Below are 16,822 nucleotides of genomic sequence, written 5' to 3'. Positions count from 1 at the left end.
ACGATAGGAGTCAGTTCCTGATCGCTGGGTCTTGTCGGATCGATCGGCTTTGCGACGACCGTGAGAGCTGGTCAGGCGTTCGTGTGTGAAAGGTGGTCGGGGAGGTCGGTGAGCCGTTCGATGCGGAGCACCGTCTCGTCTGCCGTGGGCGAGGGTCCACCGGTGACGAAGTCGATGCCGCGGTCCAGCCAGATGCCGGTGAGCCCGGCGAGGGCTGCTGCGTTTACGTCGCTTTCCAGCATGTCGCCGACGTTGACCGCCTGCGCGGGGTCCGTCCGCATCCGCCGGCAGGCGGTGGCGTAGGCGGCGGGCTTGGCCGCGCCGAGCTCGGTCGGGGTCAGGACGGCTTCGAAGTATTCGAGGAGGCCGAAGCGGGCGAGCTTGGCGTGCTGCTGCTCAGGGTCTCCGTTGGTGAGAACAGCCAGTCGCGGGCCTCGGGGAAGTCGTTTCAGGTTCTCCAGGCAGAGCTGGACATCGGGATAGCACCGCCAGGATTCCTCAAACACGGTGAGGTAGCGCTCGGCGATCCAGGCGTCCAGAAGGCTGGGGCTCGTCGGAACCGGCTCGCCGAGCATCGGCAGGAAGGAACGGAGCCTACGTCGGTGGTGCTCGGCGAAGGAGCACTGACCGGCCAGGTATTCCCGCATGTGGCGCGCTTCCAGCGTCCACCACAACGTCACCAGCTCCTGCGGTGGAGCCGTCGCGTTCGGCGCGGCCTGGACGATCTGGCCGATCGTTTCCAAGACCGCGCTTCGATGATCGACCAGGGTGCCGTCCAGATCGAAGAAGATCACATCTGCCATAGGGTGATCATCTCGTGGTGCCTGTCCCTGACGCCAGAAGGGGTGTGCTTCCGGTGGCAAGTTGGTGGCGTTGGCATCGACTCGGGGTGTTGACCCTGTATCAGGACGCCAAGAGCCGCGCGGGATCATCAGAGTGTGAAGTCAACATGGGCCCGCGCGGCCTGCTCTGATTCTGCCCTGTGTGGGATCTCGAAGAAACACCTGGGTGCCCTGATCAAGGAGTTGGCCGATCCGTGGTCGGCGGCACGGGACTCTAAGCTTGGCGAACGACGCGGTCACGCCCGGATTCGGGCCGCCGGGGCCGGACCGGACCACCAGTTGGTGTTCGTCGACCGGGTCCTGGTCACGCTGGTGGTGCTGCGCTGGCAGCTGTCCCACAAGGTACTGGCGGTGCTGTTCGGGGTGTCGGGCTCCACGGTCGACCGGGCGGTGGCTGAGGTGCGTCCGTTGCTGGCCGCCCGCGGCTTCGCGGTCCCGGACCGGCCCGGCCTTCGGCTGAAGACTCTGGCGGACGTGTTCGCCTACGCCGAGGCCGAAGGGATCACGTTGCGCGTCGACGGCACCGAGGTCCAGGTCCGCCGGCCGAAGGCGAACCGGCCTGGCCGCAAGGCGTTCGTGTCGGGCAAGAAGAAGCAGAATACCGAGAAAGCCGCGGTGATCAGCGACGGGCAGGGCCGTGCGCTGTGGCTGGGAGCGATCCGCCCAGGCCGGATGCACGATGCGACCCAGGTCCGCACCGAAGGCATCGAGGAACAGCTACGGCTGCACCCCGACGTCCGGGCCGAGGTCGACTCCGGCTATGCCGGACTGGCCCGCGATTTCCCACACCAGGTCAGCGCCCCGCCGAAGAAGCCCGCCGTGGACGCCGGGCCGTCTGAGCGCAACTTCTATGACCACGCCCGCCGCCGCCAGTCCCAACGACGGATCATGGTCGAGCACGCCATCGCCGAGCCGAAGCAGTGGCGATCCCTGCAACGCTGGACCGGCGACCGCGACGATCTCCCCGAGGTCATTGCCGCAATCGGCGCACTGGTTTCCGATCGAAGCGCCCAACGTCCGACCCGCCGCAAGCCGAGCACAGAGCTCGCCCCGGCCGGGCCGACAGTCTGCTGAATACCCCGAGCCAACTCGCCAGGCCGACACGCCCCAAGCCTCATCGTGCGGCTACTCGTTACCTCATGGACTGGGATGACAAGATCTCGCCCGAGGACATGCCCGAGCCCGGCACCGGTGCAATGAAGGTTCTCGACGAACCCGCCGAGTTCCACGCCCTGCCGATCACACCGAGCACGTTCCACGGCGACTGGAACTACACCCTCGCACCTGCCCCGCCCAAGCCTCCCGAGGCGCCACGGACTCGTCGCCGGATCGACCCCGCCCTGACCGAACTGCTCACCGACCCGGCCCTGACGGGCATGGACCGTTCCGACTTCGACCACTTGGTGGCTATCTCGGAGCCGTACTGGGACGCCTTGGCCGAGGCCGCATTCCAACGACGCTTTCACCGTCCGCGCAGCTATCTCCACCCGCAGACCAGCAGCGTGGACCACTACCACCGGCTGCTGACGGCACTGTTACGCCGCCGCAGAGCAGCGACCAGTACGCTCCTGGCTCACTTGCTGGGCCTCACCCGCACCAACCTGTCCAATCAGTTCCAGGACGGGAACCGTCTCCTGGACCTGCACAAAATCACCGTCACACCATTGCCCGGAGCGCCCGCCCGCACCCTGGAGCAACTGAAGGCCCTTGGGACGCCAATCGAAAGACACCCCACAGATCAAACCTGACAGTTATTCAATTACTAGCCCCCGGGAGGATCGAAAACGCCCAGGTCGCCGTCTACCTCGTCTACGCAGGCCGCCGCGGACATGCGGCGGTGGACCGTGAGCTGTACGTCCCTCGCTCGTGGACGTGCGACCCGGACCGCTGCCGGACAGCGGGACTGGGTGAGGACATCGTCTTCGCGACCAAGCCGGAGCTGGCCGCTCGCATGATCGGCCGGTTCCTTGACGCCGGGCACCGTGTGGGCTGGGTCGCGGCAGACGAGGTCTACGGTGGCAACCCGAAGCTGCGGGCGACACTGCAAGAGCGCCAGGTCGGCCACGTGCTCGCCGTTGCCTGCTCCCATGAAGTCACCACCGATGGTGGGAAGTTCCGCGCAGACGCCCTGGCCGCGAAGGTGCCGAAGCGGGCCTGGCAGAAGCTGTCGGCCGGGGCCGGCGCCAAGGGCCACCGCTTCTACGACTGGGCCGTCATCGACCTGGCCGAACCCCGCCCCGGCAGCCATCAGCTGCTGATCCGCCGCAACCGCACCACCGGTGAACTGGCCCGTCCTTGACCGGACAGCCCGGCCGTCGCAAGTCAGTGGGACTGCGACGGGGGCCACTGACCGCGGGACAGGTCGTGGTCGAGCAGTCGGTCGCTGACATCGCCCTTGTAGAAGAGGTCCGAGCCGAACTCGTCACCGAAGTGCTCCGCCAGCAAGGACGAGAACAGCAGTGCGGCTGACTGTGGCCGGTGATTCATGACCAGCTGACTGGTCTCGCCCGTCTCGTTGAAGTACACGACGACGAAGTTGTAAATCTCGATTCCACCCGGACGGTAGGTCTCGCTGCCACGGATGGTGGAACGGTAGTCCTCCAGGAAGAGTTCACCGCGCTTGCCGAAGAAGCGGAAGTCCTGGAAAGCGTAGTTGCTTCGAGCGAAGCTCAGCAGCTTCCCTACCTTTTCCTTGCCGATCACTTCACCGTTGGCGAAATTGCCCTGGAGGATGACGTCGTCGGCGAGATTGTCGAGCCACTCTGGGTAGTAGTCCAGGTGCGGCGCCTGGTTGTTCAGCCTGCCGGTGGGCTCGTTCGGTGTGGTCATGGCAGTCGTCTCCTCGTTCCTGGATTTGATTCGGCGTGTTTCCGAGCTCGGGACGTCCGGAGGTTTTGGCATTTACCAGCGCGGTGCACTTTCGGGCCAATTGCAACTCCTCCCGTCCGAGCAAGAAATTCTCGTTCGAATCAGGGAGATGAAGATGTCGTCGGGGGATATCGAGCGTCTCGGCGACCAGCCTGTTGATCGTGTCGGTCACCTTGCGCCTGTCCTTCAGTTTCGATATGCCCGCCAGCAAGCATTCCTGCTTCGAGCAGTTCCTCCGATGAAAAGAATCGTTGACCGTAACGATCGCTGTCCAACGAAAGTCAGAGACTGCACTTATCTCACCGAGAGATAAGTAGGGGGCTCTCTGAGGGATACTGGGAGGGTGGAACTGCGCCAGCTCGAGCACTTCGTCGCCGTCGCCGAGGAAGCGAACTTCACCCGTGCCGCCGCACGGCTGCACGTCGTCCAGTCCGCGGTCTCCACCACGATCAAGAACCTCGAGCGAGAACTCGGCACGCCGCTGCTGGAACGCACCACCAAACGCGTGCTGCTCACCGATGCCGGTGCTGCCCTGCTCCCGCGCGCCCATGCCGCTCTCGACGCCGCCCGGGAAGCCGCAGACGCGGTGGCCGAGGTCCGCGGAGGACTGCGCGGCACCCTGCGGTTGGGCACGATGACCACGGTGGGGCTTATCGACTTTCCTGCGCTCCTCAGTGAATTCCACCGGCGTCATCCCGGTGTGCTCCTGCAGACCAGCGCCGCCGCCCCCGGCTCCCAGGGCCTGATCGACGCCCTCCTCGAACGGCGCCTCGACCTCGCCTTCGTCTCCCTGCCCGGACCGCACCCGACGGGCATCACGCTGACCGACCTCGTCACTTCGGTGCTCGACCTCGTCGTGCCGGCCGACCATCCGCTCGCGAAACGCCGCACCGTGCCGATCACCGAACTAGCCGGCCTGGACTTCGTCGACTTCCCCGTGAGCTATGGCATCCGGACCGTTGCCGATCAGGCCTTCGCTGCCGCCTCCGTGACCCGTCGCGTCGCCCTCGAGATCACCGACGTCCCCACCGGCGTGGCCTACGTCCGCAGCGGCCTGGGCGTGGCGCTATTGCCACGGCCTGCCCTCGCCAAGGCGGAGGACGTCGCCACGCTGACCATCGACGACGCCGACCTGGACTGGCCGTTTTCCCTGGCCGTTCCGTCCGAGCGCACGCCCAGTCGTGCGGCACGTGCCCTGATCGCGATAACGCACGAGTTCCTCATCTGGCGAGGATGAGCATCGCCTCGGAGTGTTCAGACCGGGTTTTGTAGTCGCGCATGGTTGACCTTGTGGACGATCCGGATGTCTTGCGAAGAGGATGCCGGAGAGCGTGGACGGGCTGAGCCTGGACCTGATGGACGCGCTGACGCTGCTGGCGCAGGACCAGGTCCGTGCCGGCGGGCTGAAGCTGGTGGGCGAGGGCGGGCTGCTGCCCGCGATCACACAGCACCTGATGCAGGCCGCGCTGGAGACCGAGTTGGAGGAGCATCTGGCGGCCGAGTCCGAGCGGGCCGGCGGGCGGGGCTCGCGGTCGGGCGGCAACGGCCCCCGGTGCCTCCTTCGTCCCGCCCAAGCCCGTGCGGCAGCTCAGGCGGCCGCGGGCGAGGTCTCAGCAGCACGATCGTGGCCCGCAGTACCAGGGCCTGCCCGCTGAGCGGGCTGGCCAGCACCCGCCGCACCTTGCGCTCCTGCTTTCGGGATAACGCCAGAGGGGCGGCGGCAGGATGCGCCAATGCTCTTCCTCCGTACAGGATGCGGCGGTCGTCAGGGCGCCATCATGCCCGCCCCCGGGCGGGGCCGGGCCAGGGTGCCGTCCATGCCCCGCTCCGGGTGCCCGTGCGTCAACTGGCGCCGTGCCGGTACCTTCCAAACGCCTCAAGGACGACGTCGACGACACCGACGACCACCACGCCGCTCAGCAGCAACGCTGGCCCGCCCTGGCAGAAGTCGACGTGCGCTGGCGCGGCTCGTTCGGTTACCTCACCGCGATCATCGAGCGCAACGGCCAAGACGAGCACATACCGCTGTGCCGCATCGAATACCTCGGCGACGACGAGGAATGGGCCTTCGCGATCTACTCACCGGCCACCGACTCCTACACCCACGCCCTCCTGCACACCGGCTCCGAAGGTGGTGGCCCTGCCCGAGGCGAAGTTCCTCAACGGCCTCGTGCTCGATCCCCGCAGCGGCGCTCTGTTCTCCACCGGCGCCGGTGCCGGCACGGTGTGGCGGGCGATGCCCCACGATCAGCGGCCGCATGATCAGCTGACAGGTTCTTCAAGGGTTCTTCATCATCTCCGTCCTACGGTCGGCCTGCCCGCCGCGTTCGCGGAAGGGATCGACTGGGGAGCGGGAGAAACGGATGAGGACGAATGGGGCACTGCTGGCCGTTGCGGCCTCGGTCATGGTCTTTGTGCTGACCGGCTGCGGGAACCACGACGGCGGCTCGAAGGTCCCGACGGCAGCGCGCGGTGGCGCGGCCACGGCATCCGGCACGCCGGCCGGGCAGAGCGCCGACGACGTGGCCGCGTATGTGCAGGCCCAGCGGGAGTACGTGAAGTGCCTGCGGGATGAAGGGATCGACGCGCCGGATCCGGACGCCAAGGGCAACATCGACTTCGGCGGCGACAACGTGCGCGCGTTGAAGCAGGACGCGAAGTTCAGGGCCGCCAACGAGAAGTGCGCCGAATATGTGACGGCCGTCCCCGAGAGCGTCGAGAAGGGCAACCAGCCCAAGCTCACTCCTGAGCAGATCAAGGTGAAACAGCAGTACGCCGAGTGCATGCAGAACAACGGCGCTCCCGACTTCCCCGACCCGGGTCCCGACGGCCTCGGGCAGGGCGAATGGGACCAGACGTCGGCCGGTGCCAAGCGGGCCACCCGCATCTGCGGGCCGATCGTCGGCGTTCCGGCCACCCCGAGCCCGGGCAAGGGCTGATCATGGCGGAGACGATGACGCACATCGATGAAGAGCCAGGGACGGCTCCCGAGCCGTCACGCGGCAGACGGGGGCGGCGTACGGCGCTGATCGCCTGCGCCGTGGTCGTCGTGGCGGCGGTCGCCATGGTGGGCGCTCTCGGGCTCGGCGGCGCAAAGGAGGAGGGCCCGAGTGCACCGCCCCGGGCCGGTTCGGTCGTCCCGGTCACCCGGGCCACGTTGACCGAGCGCACGGAGGTGGACGGCCAGTTGGGATACGGTTCGGAGATACCGCTGCCCGTCAAGGCGACGGGCACGGTGACCTGGCTGCCCGAGCCCGGCACCACGGTAGAGCGCGGCGACACGCTGCTGCGCGTCGACGACCGCCCGGTGGTGCTCTTGTTCGGGACGCTGCCCATGTACCGGGACCTGGGGCTGACCGCCACCACCTCCTCGCAGACCGAGGAGAGCAACCAGGGTTCCGGCCGGCAGCAGTCGGACGCCGGGTCCGGCAAGGCCGCGCCGAGCCCCTCCGGATCGCCCACGCCGGGGGGCGCTGGGGCTGCGGGGGCGGACGGTGGGACCGCCGCGCCGACAGAGCTGAAGGGCATGGACGTCCTGCAGTTCGAGGCTGACCTGGCCGCGCTCGGCTACACCGGCTTCACGGTGGACGAGACGTTCACCACCAGTACCGCCCGGGCGGTCAAGCGCTGGCAGAAGTCGCTGGGGCTGCCTGAGACCGGCACGGTGGGCATCGGGGACGTCATCTACTGCGCCGGCAAGGTACGGATCGGTCAGCCGGGCGTCCGGCTCGGCGACGCCGTCGGCGAGAACGCCCTCACGTACACCGGCACGGCGCGGAAGGTCGTCGTCAACGCCTCGGCCGCGGACGCCTCCTGGGCCGTACACGGCACGACCGTCCGCGTCCGGCTGCCCGAGGGCAAGGCCGTGCAGGGCGAGGTGGCGTCGGTGGGGAAGCAGGCAGGCGCGCCCGAGGGGGGAGGGGGCGAGGGCGGCTCAGGGCCGGGCGCCACGACGGTGCCGGTGACCATCGCCATCAAGGACCAGAAGTCTGTGGGGCGATGGGAGAGCGGACCCGTCACCGTCGAGTACGTGGGCCGCGAGGCCAAGGATGTCCTGACCGTCCCGGTCGCCGCGCTGGTTGCCCTCGCCGAGGGCGGACACGGCCTGGAGACCGAGGACGGCCGGTTCGTCGCCGTGAAGACGGGGCTCTTCGCCGACGGCGACGTGGAGGTCAGCGGTCCCGCGGTCCGCGAGGGCATGAAGGTGAGGATCCCGGAGTGAGTGACGGTTCGCCCCCGGTCGTGGAGTTCGACGAGGTCTCCAAGACCTATCCGGGCAATGTGGCCGCGGTCCGTGACGTGAGTCTGCGGATCGGGCGAGGGGAACTGGTCGGCGTGGTCGGCCCGTCGGGCTCCGGCAAGTCCAGCATGCTCAATCTCATGGGCAGCCTCGACCGGCCCTCCGCGGGCCGCGTTCTGGTGGACGGCCACGACGTGGGGAAGCTGTCCGACCGCGAGGTCTCCGCGCTGCGGGCCACCCGGATCGGCTTCGTCTTCCAGCAATTCCATCTGGCGGTCGGTGTTCCGGTGCTGGACTCGGTGGCGGACGGCCTGCTCTACGCGGGCGTCGCGATGCGCCGCCGCCGGGCCGAGGCCGCGGCCGCACTGGGCCGGGTCGGGCTCAGCCACCGCGTCCATCATCTGCCGCACCAGCTCTCCGGCGGCGAGCGGCAGCGGGTTGCGGTCGCCCGCGCGGTGATCGGCGAGCCGTCGGTCCTGCTCGCGGACGAACCGACCGGAAACCTCGACTCCGCGTCGGGAGCCGCCGTACTGAACCTGCTCCGCGAACTGCACGCGGTCGGCACCACGGTCGTGATCATCACCCATGACCGTGAGATCGCGGCCGAGCTCCCCCGCCGTATCGAGATGCGCGACGGCCGGCTAATCAGCGACGCGGCACAGAGCACGACGATCGGGGCGCCCCGGTGGTGACAGACAACGCGACGAACTCCCCCTGGACGGGTACCGAGCCCGCAAAGCAGCGTCCGGACTGCGCCCCCGGACCGCCGTCCGGTCCCGGCCGCAGCCGGGACCGGCTGCGCGCCGCGCGGCTTCGGCCCGCCGATGTCGTACGGCTCGGCGGGACGGGACTGCGGACCCGTCCGCTGCGGGTCTTCCTCTCGGCGCTCGGTATCGCCATCGGCGTCGCCGCTATGATCGCGGTTGTCGGCATCTCCGGCTCCGGGCAGGCGGAGGTGGACCGACGGCTCGACGCCCTCGGTACGAACCTGCTGCGGGTGGCCCCCGGCGAGTCCCTCGAGGGCGAAAAGGCCGAACTGCCGTACGAGGCCGTCTCGATGGTCCGCCGGATCCCACCAGTGCGGCAGGTGGCCGCCACCGGCGCGATCGACGCCCACGTCTACCGCAACGAACACATCGCCGTCGGCCGCACCGGCTCGCTGACTCTTCTTGCCGCCGGCACCGATCTCCTCCCCGCCGTCGGCGGTCACGTCCGCACGGGCCGCTGGCTGGACTCCACGACCGAGAAGTACCCGGCGGTCGTGCTCGGGGCGACCGCCGCCCAGCGGCTCGACGTGTACACCCCGGGCACCCGGGTCTGGCTCGGCGGTCGCTGGTTCTCGCTGATCGGCGTCCTCGATCCGGTACCGCTCGCGCCGGAGCTCGACAGCGCCGCTCTGGTCGGCTGGTCGGCGGGCCGGTCCTACCTGCGCTTCGACGGCCATCCCTCGACCGTGTACGTCCGTGCGGAGGACAGCCAGGTCACGGCGGTACGGGCGGTGCTCCCGGCCACCGTGTACCCCGAGAAGCCGGGCGAGGTGCAGATCTCTCGGCCTTCCGACGCACTCGCGGCCCGCGAGGCCACCGAGTCGGCGCTGACCGGGCTGCTGCTCGGCCTCGGTGGAGTCGCGCTGCTCGTCGGTGGCGTCGGCGTGGGCAACACCATGGTCATCTCGGTCCTGGAGCGGCGTCCGGAGATCGGGCTGCGCCGTGCCCTCGGGGCGACAAGGGGCCAGATCCGTACGCAGTTCGTGACGGAGTCACTGCTGCTCTCGCTCATCGGCGGCCTGGGCGGAATGGTGCTCGGGACACTGATCACCGCGGGATACGCCCTCAGTCGCGACTGGCCGACGGTCGTCCCGGTGTGGGCGAGCGCGGCGGGTATCGCCTCGACCCTGGTGATCGGCATGATCGCAGGGCTGTACCCGGCGGTCCGGGCGAGCAGACTGCCGCCGACCGAGGCGTTGTCCGGCTCGTGAGCACCGCCCGACGTCCCTGTCGATGTTCCGGTACACAGCAGGGGCGGACCCGATCGGGACCGCCCCTGCTGGTGCGTTACGTCGATGTGCTCAGCCCGGCGGGCGGGCTACCAGAGACCACAGCTGACGTAGCTGCCGCCGTCGTTCAGCAGGTCGTCACGCACCCAGCCGGAAGCCGGTGGAGTCGTTTCTTGGGAACGTCCACGTGCAGCCGTCGTTGCCAACGGTGGAATTCCCCAACCGAAGGAGTCACGTTGAGCGGATGCGTCCCTTCGGCCGGAGGAGGCGGGGTGCGATGAGCTTCCGGCTCCGGGTTCTCGGTCTGCTCATGGTGGTCGCGATGGCCGCCACCGCCGCCACCGCTTGGTTGACTTTGCGTCAGGCGAACCGCCAGGTCCAGGAGACCGTCACGGCCGGACGGCAGGAGGTCTCCCGGATCACCGGCGAACTCCGCGCGTACGGATTCGCGCACGGCACCTGGGACGGGCTTTCACCGACGGTGGCCGAGCTCGCGAAGGACACCGGCCAGCGCATCCGGGTCGCCACGGAGTCCGACGTGCTGCTCGCCGACTCCGACGCCCTCGCCGGCCGCGATCCCCGCGCGCTGAGCGGCCAGCCTCCGGCCCTGGTGGACCCGCGCCCCGTCCTGAGGCTCCCCGCGGGCCAGGTGCGCCGGATCTCGATGAAGCAGACCGCCGCCGCTATCGGCAACTACCGCGCCGCAGCGGAGTACGCGGCCTGCCTGACACGGGCAGGAGCCGAGGTGACGGCCCGGCCGGGCGACTTCGGTGTCCCCCGGATCAGCGCGGATCGTCGGCTCTCGCAGTGCCGGCAACCAAAAGGCGAAGCGGACCCGCTGATCCAGCAGGACCTCGACGCGCTCCGGCCGTGCGAGTCCGAGCAGCGGTTCACCGCCTGCCTGCAGCGGGTGTTCAACGAGCGCGTCGGCCCCGTCGCCCCACCGCGCCTGGAGGTCCGCCTCGGCGTGCGGAACGAGTCACCGCCCACCCTGGCCGCCGCGCCCACGGTGGCCGTCGCATCGGGGGTCGCCCTCGCGGTCGTCCTCGGCGCGCTGCTTCTGGGCAGGGCCGTACTGCGCCCCGTCCGTGCCATGACCCTCGCCGCGAAGGAGCTGGGTGAGGGCGATCTGGGGCGGCGGGTCCCCGTCTCCGGCCGGGACGAGATCGCGCAGCTCGGCGGCGCCTTCAACCGCATGGCCGACTCCCTCCAGGCCGGCGAGGAGCGCCAGCGCCGCCTCACGGGTGACATCGCGCACGAACTGCGGACCCCGCTGGCCAACCTGCGCGGCTATCTGGAGGCTCTGCGGGACGGGGTCGTGGAGGCGACCCCCGAACTGCTCGCCTCCCTCCACGAGGAGGCACTGCTGCAGCAGCGGATCGTGGACGACCTCCAGGATCTCGCCCTGGCGGAGGCGGGCGCGCTCACCTACCACCCCACCGAGGTCGACCTGCGCGAGCTCCTGGAGACCAGCCGCACCGCCCTCCACGCCCAGGCCGAGACGGCGGGCCTCGCACTCGAGGTGGAGGCGTCACAGCCCGTGTACGTGACAGCCGACCCGGACCGGCTGCGCCAGGTCGTCGGCAATCTGGTCGGCAACGCGCTGCGGGCCACCCAGGCGGGTGGCACCGTGACCCTGGCCCTGATCCCGCGGGGCGAACTGGCCGTCGTGGAGGTACGGGACACCGGCAAGGGGATATCGGCCGAGGACCTGCCGCATCTCTTCGACCGCTTCTGGCGGGCGGACGCGTCCCGGGGCCGGGCGACCGGTGGCAGCGGACTGGGGCTGTCCATCGCCCGCCAGATCGTCACCGACCACCGGGGGACGATCGAGGTACGCAGCACGGTCGAAGTGGGCACGACGTTCGCGGTCATCCTGCCCACGGCGCCGGAAAAGGGCAGTGCGTCAGGAGCGCGCTGAGCCCGACCCGTCCACGAGGCGGTAGCCCCGGCCGTACACCGTCTCCAGGAGGCGGGGCCGCCCCGGGTCCGCCTCCAGCTTCCGGCGCAGGTTCATCACGTGCGCGTCGACGGTCCGCTCCAGCACGTCCCGGTCGAATCCGAAGACTCGCTCGATGATCTGCGCCCGGGTGAAGACCCGGCCCGGTTCACGGGCCAGCGTCTCCAGGACGGAGAACTCCTTCGCGGTCAGCTCCACCGGCCGCCCCGCCACCCGGACCTCGAAGCGCGCGGTGTCCAGCTCCACCTCGCCGACCGTAAGCACCTCGGGCTCCGCCGCACCGCCGGCCTTCCTCGACCGGCGCAGCAACGCCCGGACCCGCGCGGTCAGTTCACGCGGGCTGTAGGGCTTGGTGAGGTAGTCGTCGGCACCGAGGTCGAGGCCTAGGAGCATGTCCTCCTCGGTCGTGCGGGCGGTGAGCAGCAGAATCGGGACGTCCGACTCGGCGCGCAGAATGCGGCACACATCGAGCCCGTCGACCAGCGGCAGCATCACATCCAGAACAATGAGATCCGGTTTCGACGAACGGGCCCGTTCCAGCGCCGCACGGCCGTCGGCCACGACCTGCACCGCGTTTCCCTCACGCTCCAGATAGATCCGGATCAGTCGAGACTGTTTCTCGTCATCTTCGGCGACCAGAATCCGAGCGCTCACCGAATCTCCCCCCACCCCCACCAAGGTCCTGCGCATTCGAGAACCGTAATACAGAGGTGACCGGGGATTCCCGCCCAGGTCCAACGCGGTAAGGTCAGAGAAAGCGTCCGAGCGTGCCACCCGCCCCGCATCCGGGCCGCACGCGACCACGCTCGCGATCACCCGCCGTCATCGCCGCCGCCCGCTGGTACCCTGTGGGGCTCGGAAAGTCGTCGCTGCAGGTCAAGCCGCGTAGCGGTACTCGTTGATGACGCCGCCGAGGATGCGGGTGCGCAGGAGTCGGCGGCCTTCGAGGTCGTGCACGGTGATGGGTTGCTGGTCGGCGCCGGGCGGTAGTTGGTTGCGGGCCCGGTGGGGGCGGTGCTCGTTGTAGTGCCGCTGGTAGGCGGCCAGGACGTGCCGGGCGTGGGTCTCGTTCATGATGAGGACGTGGTCGAGGGCCTCACGGCGGATGCTGCCGATGGCGCGCTCGCAGTGGGCGTTCATACGAGGAGCTCTCGGTGCACTCTTGAGGATCTCCATTTTCTCGGCCTGGAAGACGGCGTCGAAGGACTGGCCGTACTCGCCGTCGCGGTCGCGCACTAGGAAGCGCAGGGATTCCATGCGCGTGCCGAGGTCGGCGGCCAGGTTCCGTGCCTGTTGCCCCGCCCACTCGCGGGTGGGATGTGCCGTGACACCGGTGATGTGTAGGCGCCGAGTGTCGTGTTCGAGGAACGCCAGCGCGTACAGCCTGCGTCCGAGGGCGGAGTCGAGATGCAGGAAGTCGACGGCGATGATGCCCTGGGCCTGGTTGGTGAGGAACTCCTGCCAGGTTGGCCCGGCACGGCGCGGTGCCGGGTCGATGCCGGCTGCGTGGAGGATCTCCCATACTGTGGATGCGGCGATCGGGTGGCCGAGACGAACCAGTTCGCCCTGGATGCGCCTGTGTCCCCACTGTGCGTTCTCTCGAGCGAGCTGCAGGATGAGCTTCTTGAGCGCTGCCTTGGTCGGCGGGCGTCCGGTGCGGGTGCGCCGGACGCTGTAGTCCCACTTCGCCGCGATGCACCTGCGATGCCAGGCCAGCAGCGTCCCGGGAGTGACCGGGAAGACCTCGCGCCAGCGGCGCCGGGGTATCAGGCCGGAGAGGGCGGCCAGCCAGAACCGGTCTGCGGGCTCGTAGCGGACGGGGCCAGCGATCTGACGGCGCAGCACCGCGTTCTCATGCCGGAGGACAAGCAATTCGGCGTCCTTCGAGGTGTCGCGGCGCAGCAGCACCCCGGGGACGGACAGCAGCCGGCGGGCCACCTTGTAGAGCATCGAGATGATCACGCGGACATGGTCCCAGCCGAGACCGCTCTACCATCCCGACCTGCGGCGATGACTTTACGAGCCCCACACGCTGACTCTGTCGGAGGTGTGTCGCGGGCCCCGCGAAGCTCGCCTGTCGGTGCGTGTCGTGGATCCGGACCACTGCCGGGAAAGCCCGCCACTCTTACTACCGGGGCACCTATGTGCTGCTTGCCGCCACCCGCCGCAGCGTAGAGACGAGCGGCCGCGAACACAGCCCAGACGGAGGTCGGATGTCGGCGGCAGGGACTAATGTCCGTGCTCGCCGTCGATAGGAGAGCCGTGAACACGCGCGTGCACTGGTCGGGAGTTCGGGAACGCGTCATCGCAGTGGAGGAGGCCGAGCGTCGAGCCCGTGGCCGTGGGCCGTCTCGATACCCGACGTTCGAACCCGTCCTGACTCCCGCCGCCATCGCTGAGGTCGAAGCGCAGTTCGGTGTCGCGCTCCCCGACGAGTACCGTACGTTTCTGGCGGAGGTCGGGGCCGGTGGCCCCGGACCGGCGTTCGAGCTCACGTCGTTGCGCCGAATCGACGGGACGTGGGGATGGGTCTGGGAGAACGACGAGGACCATCCCTGGCTGCTGGACCCCAGTGGGCCGTTCGTCGAGACGGAAGACTGGGCCGACCAGCAGATAGCGACCCTTCGCGCCGCCGGGTACGAACCCACCACACGTGACGAAGACGACGACTATCTGGACGACTACCGCAAAGTCTTCGGCGACGTCGGCGACGATGTCTGGTTCCTGGAACGCGGCCGGGGTGCGATCCCCATCAGCGACAACGGATGCGGGATGACCGGCTGGCTCATCATCGTCGGCCCGCACCGCGGGGAACTCCGCGACCGGGACTGCGCGGTCAACCCGCCCTTCGATCCGTACGTTGACGCAAAGGGAAACCGCCACACCTTCCGCAGCTGGTACCTCGAGTGGCTTGAGCAACGCGAGAGGGCAGCTCGATGATCAAGGGCTGGTGACCCTGGCCCGCCCCACACACAGCGAACTACTCAACCTTTCCCTTCAAAGGAACTGCACCCAACTTGCATGAGGGCTCTACCTTGGGCTGTTGTGGCACTCACCTGCGTTGATGGTCCGCTGGCATCCGTACTCGTCCGCCGTTGTCCGTGGGCGTTGTCACGCAGTTACTGAACTTGATTGGGCGATGTCGGGTTCGGCTGACGTGCGATGGCATGGCCGTCCCGCCCTTCAGCGGTGGGTCGGTTGCAGGCGCTCGATGCGGTCGAGGTCGCCGGCGAGCAGGTCGCGGTGGCTGATGGTGAAGTCTCCGTTGGGCAGGGCCTGCCCTTCGCCGTAGTGCCGGCCCACGACGGCGGTGGGTAGGAAGGCTCGCAGGCGGTGACGCATGTCCCCGGGGTAGTCGACGGGGGTGCCCCAGCCGGCGGGGGCCTGGTCGGTAGAGAGCAGGACCCAGTGGTCCACAGGCACAGCGGCGTTGAGGTCCGGCGTCTTACCGGTGTGGCTGTCCAGGGCCGGCACGGTCAGCCGGTCGGGGTCGAGGGGCGCGTACCACAACAGCAGTGGCTTGGCGCGTTGCGCGTCGGCGTTGTCGAAGCAGCACACAGCGATGGTGTGGTCGGGAAAGTGGTCGGCGTAGAAGCGCAAAAGGTCCGGCTCGAGATCGGGGCGCCGGTGCGGCGGCACCTGCCGCAGCGCGGCAAGGACCGCGGTGGGGTCGTCTGCCAAAAGCACCGTGTAGACGTCGTGGTCGAAGACCTGGACGGCCTGCGGTTCCGCGCTCATCCACTCGATGGCGTCGGCTGGGGCGGCGACGCGTTCCACGGCGGCGACCATGCGGTGCAGGACGTCGCCGGTGCGCCCGGCGGAGAGGAAGTGCCGGGGGGTGAGCTGCCTGGTGGGCAGGTGCAGCAGCATGGCGTTCGGGCCATCCGCCAGGTTGACGGCGGTGTTCTGGTAGCCCAGGACGTGGATGAGGCCGTGCACGCGGTGGTGCTGCCGCCCGCAGTACACGATCGTGCCGGAGAACTCGGCCTCGCCGGTTGAGATGCACATCGTGGCAAGGTACCGGCCTTGTCCGGTGGGAACCGAGGGGATTGACGCGCCGAGGACCACCACGGCCGGTGGGCGCTCTCGACGCGGAGCCCGGCGCCTGGTCGTCGTCCCGGCAATGCAGTTTGCGCGGCCCTCGGGCTCGGTGCCGCTCAGCTGCCCAGGTTTAGACCTGGGAATCGGACCCGCGTAGCTAGTTTGGAAGATCGCGTATGCGGATCAGGGCTGACCTGCCAAGCTTCTGACCTGGTCCGGAGCGCAACTGTCGCCGCTGTTCCCCGCGATTCCCCGAGAGGTCCCGCTGCATCGGGCACGCCGCGGGCACGAGCCTGCTCTTCTCAGGCGAGTTGACGGCTCGGGACGGACCATGACCCCGCCCGATAGTGACCCAGATCGACAGCCGCTGACACCCGGCTGCATGCGGTGACGTCCGTTGCCGTCACGGTCACACCGATCGATCGTCAAGAACAACACGTGGGCGATCCGGACTGCCACGTACGCTGAGCGCGTGATCTCGCGTGAGTGGGCGGTCGAGGTGGTGCAGCGGCACCTGTGTGAAGAAGAGACTGAACACTCGCCGCCAATGGTGGTTATCGGCGTCGAGCGCCACTCACTGGGATGGCTCGTTCACTGCCAGTCGCAGCAGTTTGCACGTACGCGCAACTGGAAGGACGCGTTCGTGGGTCACGGTCCATTCCTCGTTGACGAGCTGGACGGCAGCCTGCACATGGTGCACAGACAGTTTTGCAGCGACGGTCTGGAGTGGGAGGACCAATACCGCCAGAAGGTCCGGGGTGAGATACCGCGGCGTGAGCTTGAGGGGCCTCGCGTTTTTCGGACAGGGTCTGGCCGAGCAATTCATGCCGTGAGTTGCAATTCCTGGAACTCGGCGTGCACTTCGCCCGGGGGGC

The 16,822-nt window shown here is 68.8% G+C and carries 16 protein-coding genes and 2 pseudogenes; 13 read left to right on the top strand and 5 right to left on the bottom strand.

What is annotated here, in order from left to right:
- Positions 1–71: 71 nt before the first annotated feature.
- On the bottom strand, positions 72–803 hold the full coding sequence (locus ACZ3TS_RS14255; RefSeq protein ID WP_467617349.1) for an HAD family hydrolase: 732 nt from the start codon (positions 801–803) through the stop codon (positions 72–74).
- A gap of 135 nt (positions 804–938) precedes the next feature.
- On the opposite strand from ACZ3TS_RS14255, the gene ACZ3TS_RS14250 reads away from it, so the two are divergent.
- From ACZ3TS_RS14250 to ACZ3TS_RS14240, 3 genes and pseudogenes are all read left to right on the top strand, one after another.
- On the top strand, positions 939–1,916 hold the full coding sequence (locus tag ACZ3TS_RS14250; protein ID WP_467617347.1) for a transposase: 978 nt from the start codon (positions 939–941) through the stop codon (positions 1,914–1,916).
- 140 nt (positions 1,917–2,056) lie between these two features.
- Positions 2,057–2,610, top strand: a pseudogene (locus ACZ3TS_RS14245) (ISAzo13 family transposase); the annotation flags it as partial.
- Between the two features lie 3 nt (positions 2,611–2,613).
- Positions 2,614–3,132: pseudogene (locus ACZ3TS_RS14240) on the top strand (IS701 family transposase); the annotation flags it as partial.
- 32 nt (positions 3,133–3,164) lie between these two features.
- Here ACZ3TS_RS14240 and ACZ3TS_RS14235 read toward each other — a convergent pair.
- Positions 3,165–3,671 carry a hypothetical protein gene (locus tag ACZ3TS_RS14235; protein WP_467617344.1) on the bottom strand — a complete coding sequence of 169 codons (507 nt, stop codon included), beginning with the start codon at positions 3,669–3,671 and terminating at the stop codon, positions 3,165–3,167.
- Between the two features lie 382 nt (positions 3,672–4,053).
- Between ACZ3TS_RS14235 and ACZ3TS_RS14230 the strand changes: the two genes are divergently transcribed.
- The 8 genes from ACZ3TS_RS14230 (at position 4,054) to ACZ3TS_RS14195 (ending at position 11,867) form a co-directional block, all read left to right on the top strand.
- Complete coding sequence (locus tag ACZ3TS_RS14230) at positions 4,054–4,947, top strand: LysR family transcriptional regulator (protein ID WP_467617342.1); 894 nt, start codon at positions 4,054–4,056, stop codon at positions 4,945–4,947.
- Positions 4,948–5,041: 94 nt separating this feature from the next.
- Positions 5,042–5,365, top strand: coding sequence for a hypothetical protein (locus ACZ3TS_RS14225; protein ID WP_467617339.1), 324 nt, complete (start codon positions 5,042–5,044; stop codon positions 5,363–5,365).
- A gap of 199 nt (positions 5,366–5,564) precedes the next feature.
- Positions 5,565–5,972, top strand: coding sequence for a hypothetical protein (locus tag ACZ3TS_RS14220; RefSeq protein ID WP_467617337.1), 408 nt, complete (start codon positions 5,565–5,567; stop codon positions 5,970–5,972).
- Positions 5,973–6,073: 101 nt separating this feature from the next.
- Entirely contained in the window at positions 6,074–6,649 is a 576-nt protein-coding gene (locus ACZ3TS_RS14215) for a hypothetical protein (RefSeq protein ID WP_467617335.1), read from the top strand.
- 2 nt (positions 6,650–6,651) lie between these two features.
- Positions 6,652–7,932, top strand: a complete 1,281-nt coding sequence (locus tag ACZ3TS_RS14210) for a peptidoglycan-binding protein (protein WP_467617332.1) — start codon at positions 6,652–6,654, stop codon at positions 7,930–7,932.
- Positions 7,929–8,642 (top strand): ABC transporter ATP-binding protein, encoded by a 714-nt coding sequence (locus tag ACZ3TS_RS14205; protein WP_467617330.1) that lies wholly within the window; start codon positions 7,929–7,931, stop codon positions 8,640–8,642. Before ACZ3TS_RS14210 ends, ACZ3TS_RS14205 begins: the two co-directional genes overlap by 4 nt.
- Before the next feature lie 104 nt (positions 8,643–8,746).
- The gene (locus ACZ3TS_RS14200) at positions 8,747–9,928 is read left to right on the top strand and encodes an ABC transporter permease (RefSeq protein ID WP_467617722.1); all 1,182 of its coding nucleotides are present in this window, start codon (positions 8,747–8,749) and stop codon (positions 9,926–9,928) included.
- A 295-nt stretch (positions 9,929–10,223) separates the two neighbouring features.
- A complete protein-coding gene (locus tag ACZ3TS_RS14195; RefSeq protein ID WP_467617328.1) occupies positions 10,224–11,867 on the top strand; it encodes a sensor histidine kinase in 1,644 nt (547 codons plus the stop codon).
- Here ACZ3TS_RS14195 and ACZ3TS_RS14190 read toward each other — a convergent pair.
- Together ACZ3TS_RS14190 and ACZ3TS_RS14185 are read right to left on the bottom strand one after the other, a co-directional pair.
- Positions 11,853–12,560 (bottom strand): response regulator transcription factor, encoded by a 708-nt coding sequence (locus tag ACZ3TS_RS14190; protein WP_467617325.1) that lies wholly within the window; start codon positions 12,558–12,560, stop codon positions 11,853–11,855. The genes ACZ3TS_RS14195 and ACZ3TS_RS14190 overlap by 15 nt on opposite strands.
- 222 nt (positions 12,561–12,782) lie before the next feature.
- On the bottom strand, positions 12,783–13,868 hold the full coding sequence (locus ACZ3TS_RS14185; RefSeq protein ID WP_467617323.1) for an integrase core domain-containing protein: 1,086 nt from the start codon (positions 13,866–13,868) through the stop codon (positions 12,783–12,785).
- Between the two features lie 270 nt (positions 13,869–14,138).
- Between ACZ3TS_RS14185 and ACZ3TS_RS14180 the strand changes: the two genes are divergently transcribed.
- The gene (locus ACZ3TS_RS14180; RefSeq protein WP_467617320.1) at positions 14,139–14,846 is read left to right on the top strand and encodes an SMI1/KNR4 family protein; all 708 of its coding nucleotides are present in this window, start codon (positions 14,139–14,141) and stop codon (positions 14,844–14,846) included.
- 243 nt (positions 14,847–15,089) lie between these two features.
- Here ACZ3TS_RS14180 and ACZ3TS_RS14175 read toward each other — a convergent pair whose 3' ends face one another.
- Positions 15,090–15,914 carry a hypothetical protein gene (locus tag ACZ3TS_RS14175; RefSeq protein WP_467617318.1) on the bottom strand — a complete coding sequence of 275 codons (825 nt, stop codon included), beginning with the start codon at positions 15,912–15,914 and terminating at the stop codon, positions 15,090–15,092.
- A 505-nt stretch (positions 15,915–16,419) separates the two neighbouring features.
- On the opposite strand from ACZ3TS_RS14175, the gene ACZ3TS_RS14170 reads away from it, so the two are divergent.
- On the top strand, positions 16,420–16,822 hold a 403-nt coding region (locus ACZ3TS_RS14170; protein WP_467617315.1), incomplete at its 3' end, for a YrhB domain-containing protein.

It is taken from the genome of Streptomyces sp. NPDC022910, assembly GCF_055561075.1.
Note: the sequence above shows the minus strand (reverse complement) of the source record. Positions and strands in the feature narration are given on the sequence as shown.

What these genes read in the sequence shown, in the direction of transcription:
- ACZ3TS_RS14255 (WP_467617349.1), bottom strand. Translation starts at nt 803, where the DNA reads ATGGCAGATGTGATCTTCTTCGATCTGGACGGCACCCTGGTCGATCAT.
- ACZ3TS_RS14235 (WP_467617344.1), bottom strand. Translation starts at nt 3,671, where the DNA reads ATGACCACACCGAACGAGCCCACCGGCAGGCTGAACAACCAGGCGCCG.
- ACZ3TS_RS14215 (WP_467617335.1), top strand. Translation starts at nt 6,074, where the DNA reads ATGAGGACGAATGGGGCACTGCTGGCCGTTGCGGCCTCGGTCATGGTC.
- ACZ3TS_RS14210 (WP_467617332.1), top strand. Translation starts at nt 6,652, where the DNA reads ATGGCGGAGACGATGACGCACATCGATGAAGAGCCAGGGACGGCTCCC.
- ACZ3TS_RS14195 (WP_467617328.1), top strand. Translation starts at nt 10,224, where the DNA reads ATGAGCTTCCGGCTCCGGGTTCTCGGTCTGCTCATGGTGGTCGCGATG.
- ACZ3TS_RS14180 (WP_467617320.1), top strand. Translation starts at nt 14,139, where the DNA reads ATGTCCGTGCTCGCCGTCGATAGGAGAGCCGTGAACACGCGCGTGCAC.
- ACZ3TS_RS14175 (WP_467617318.1), bottom strand. Translation starts at nt 15,914, where the DNA reads ATGTGCATCTCAACCGGCGAGGCCGAGTTCTCCGGCACGATCGTGTAC.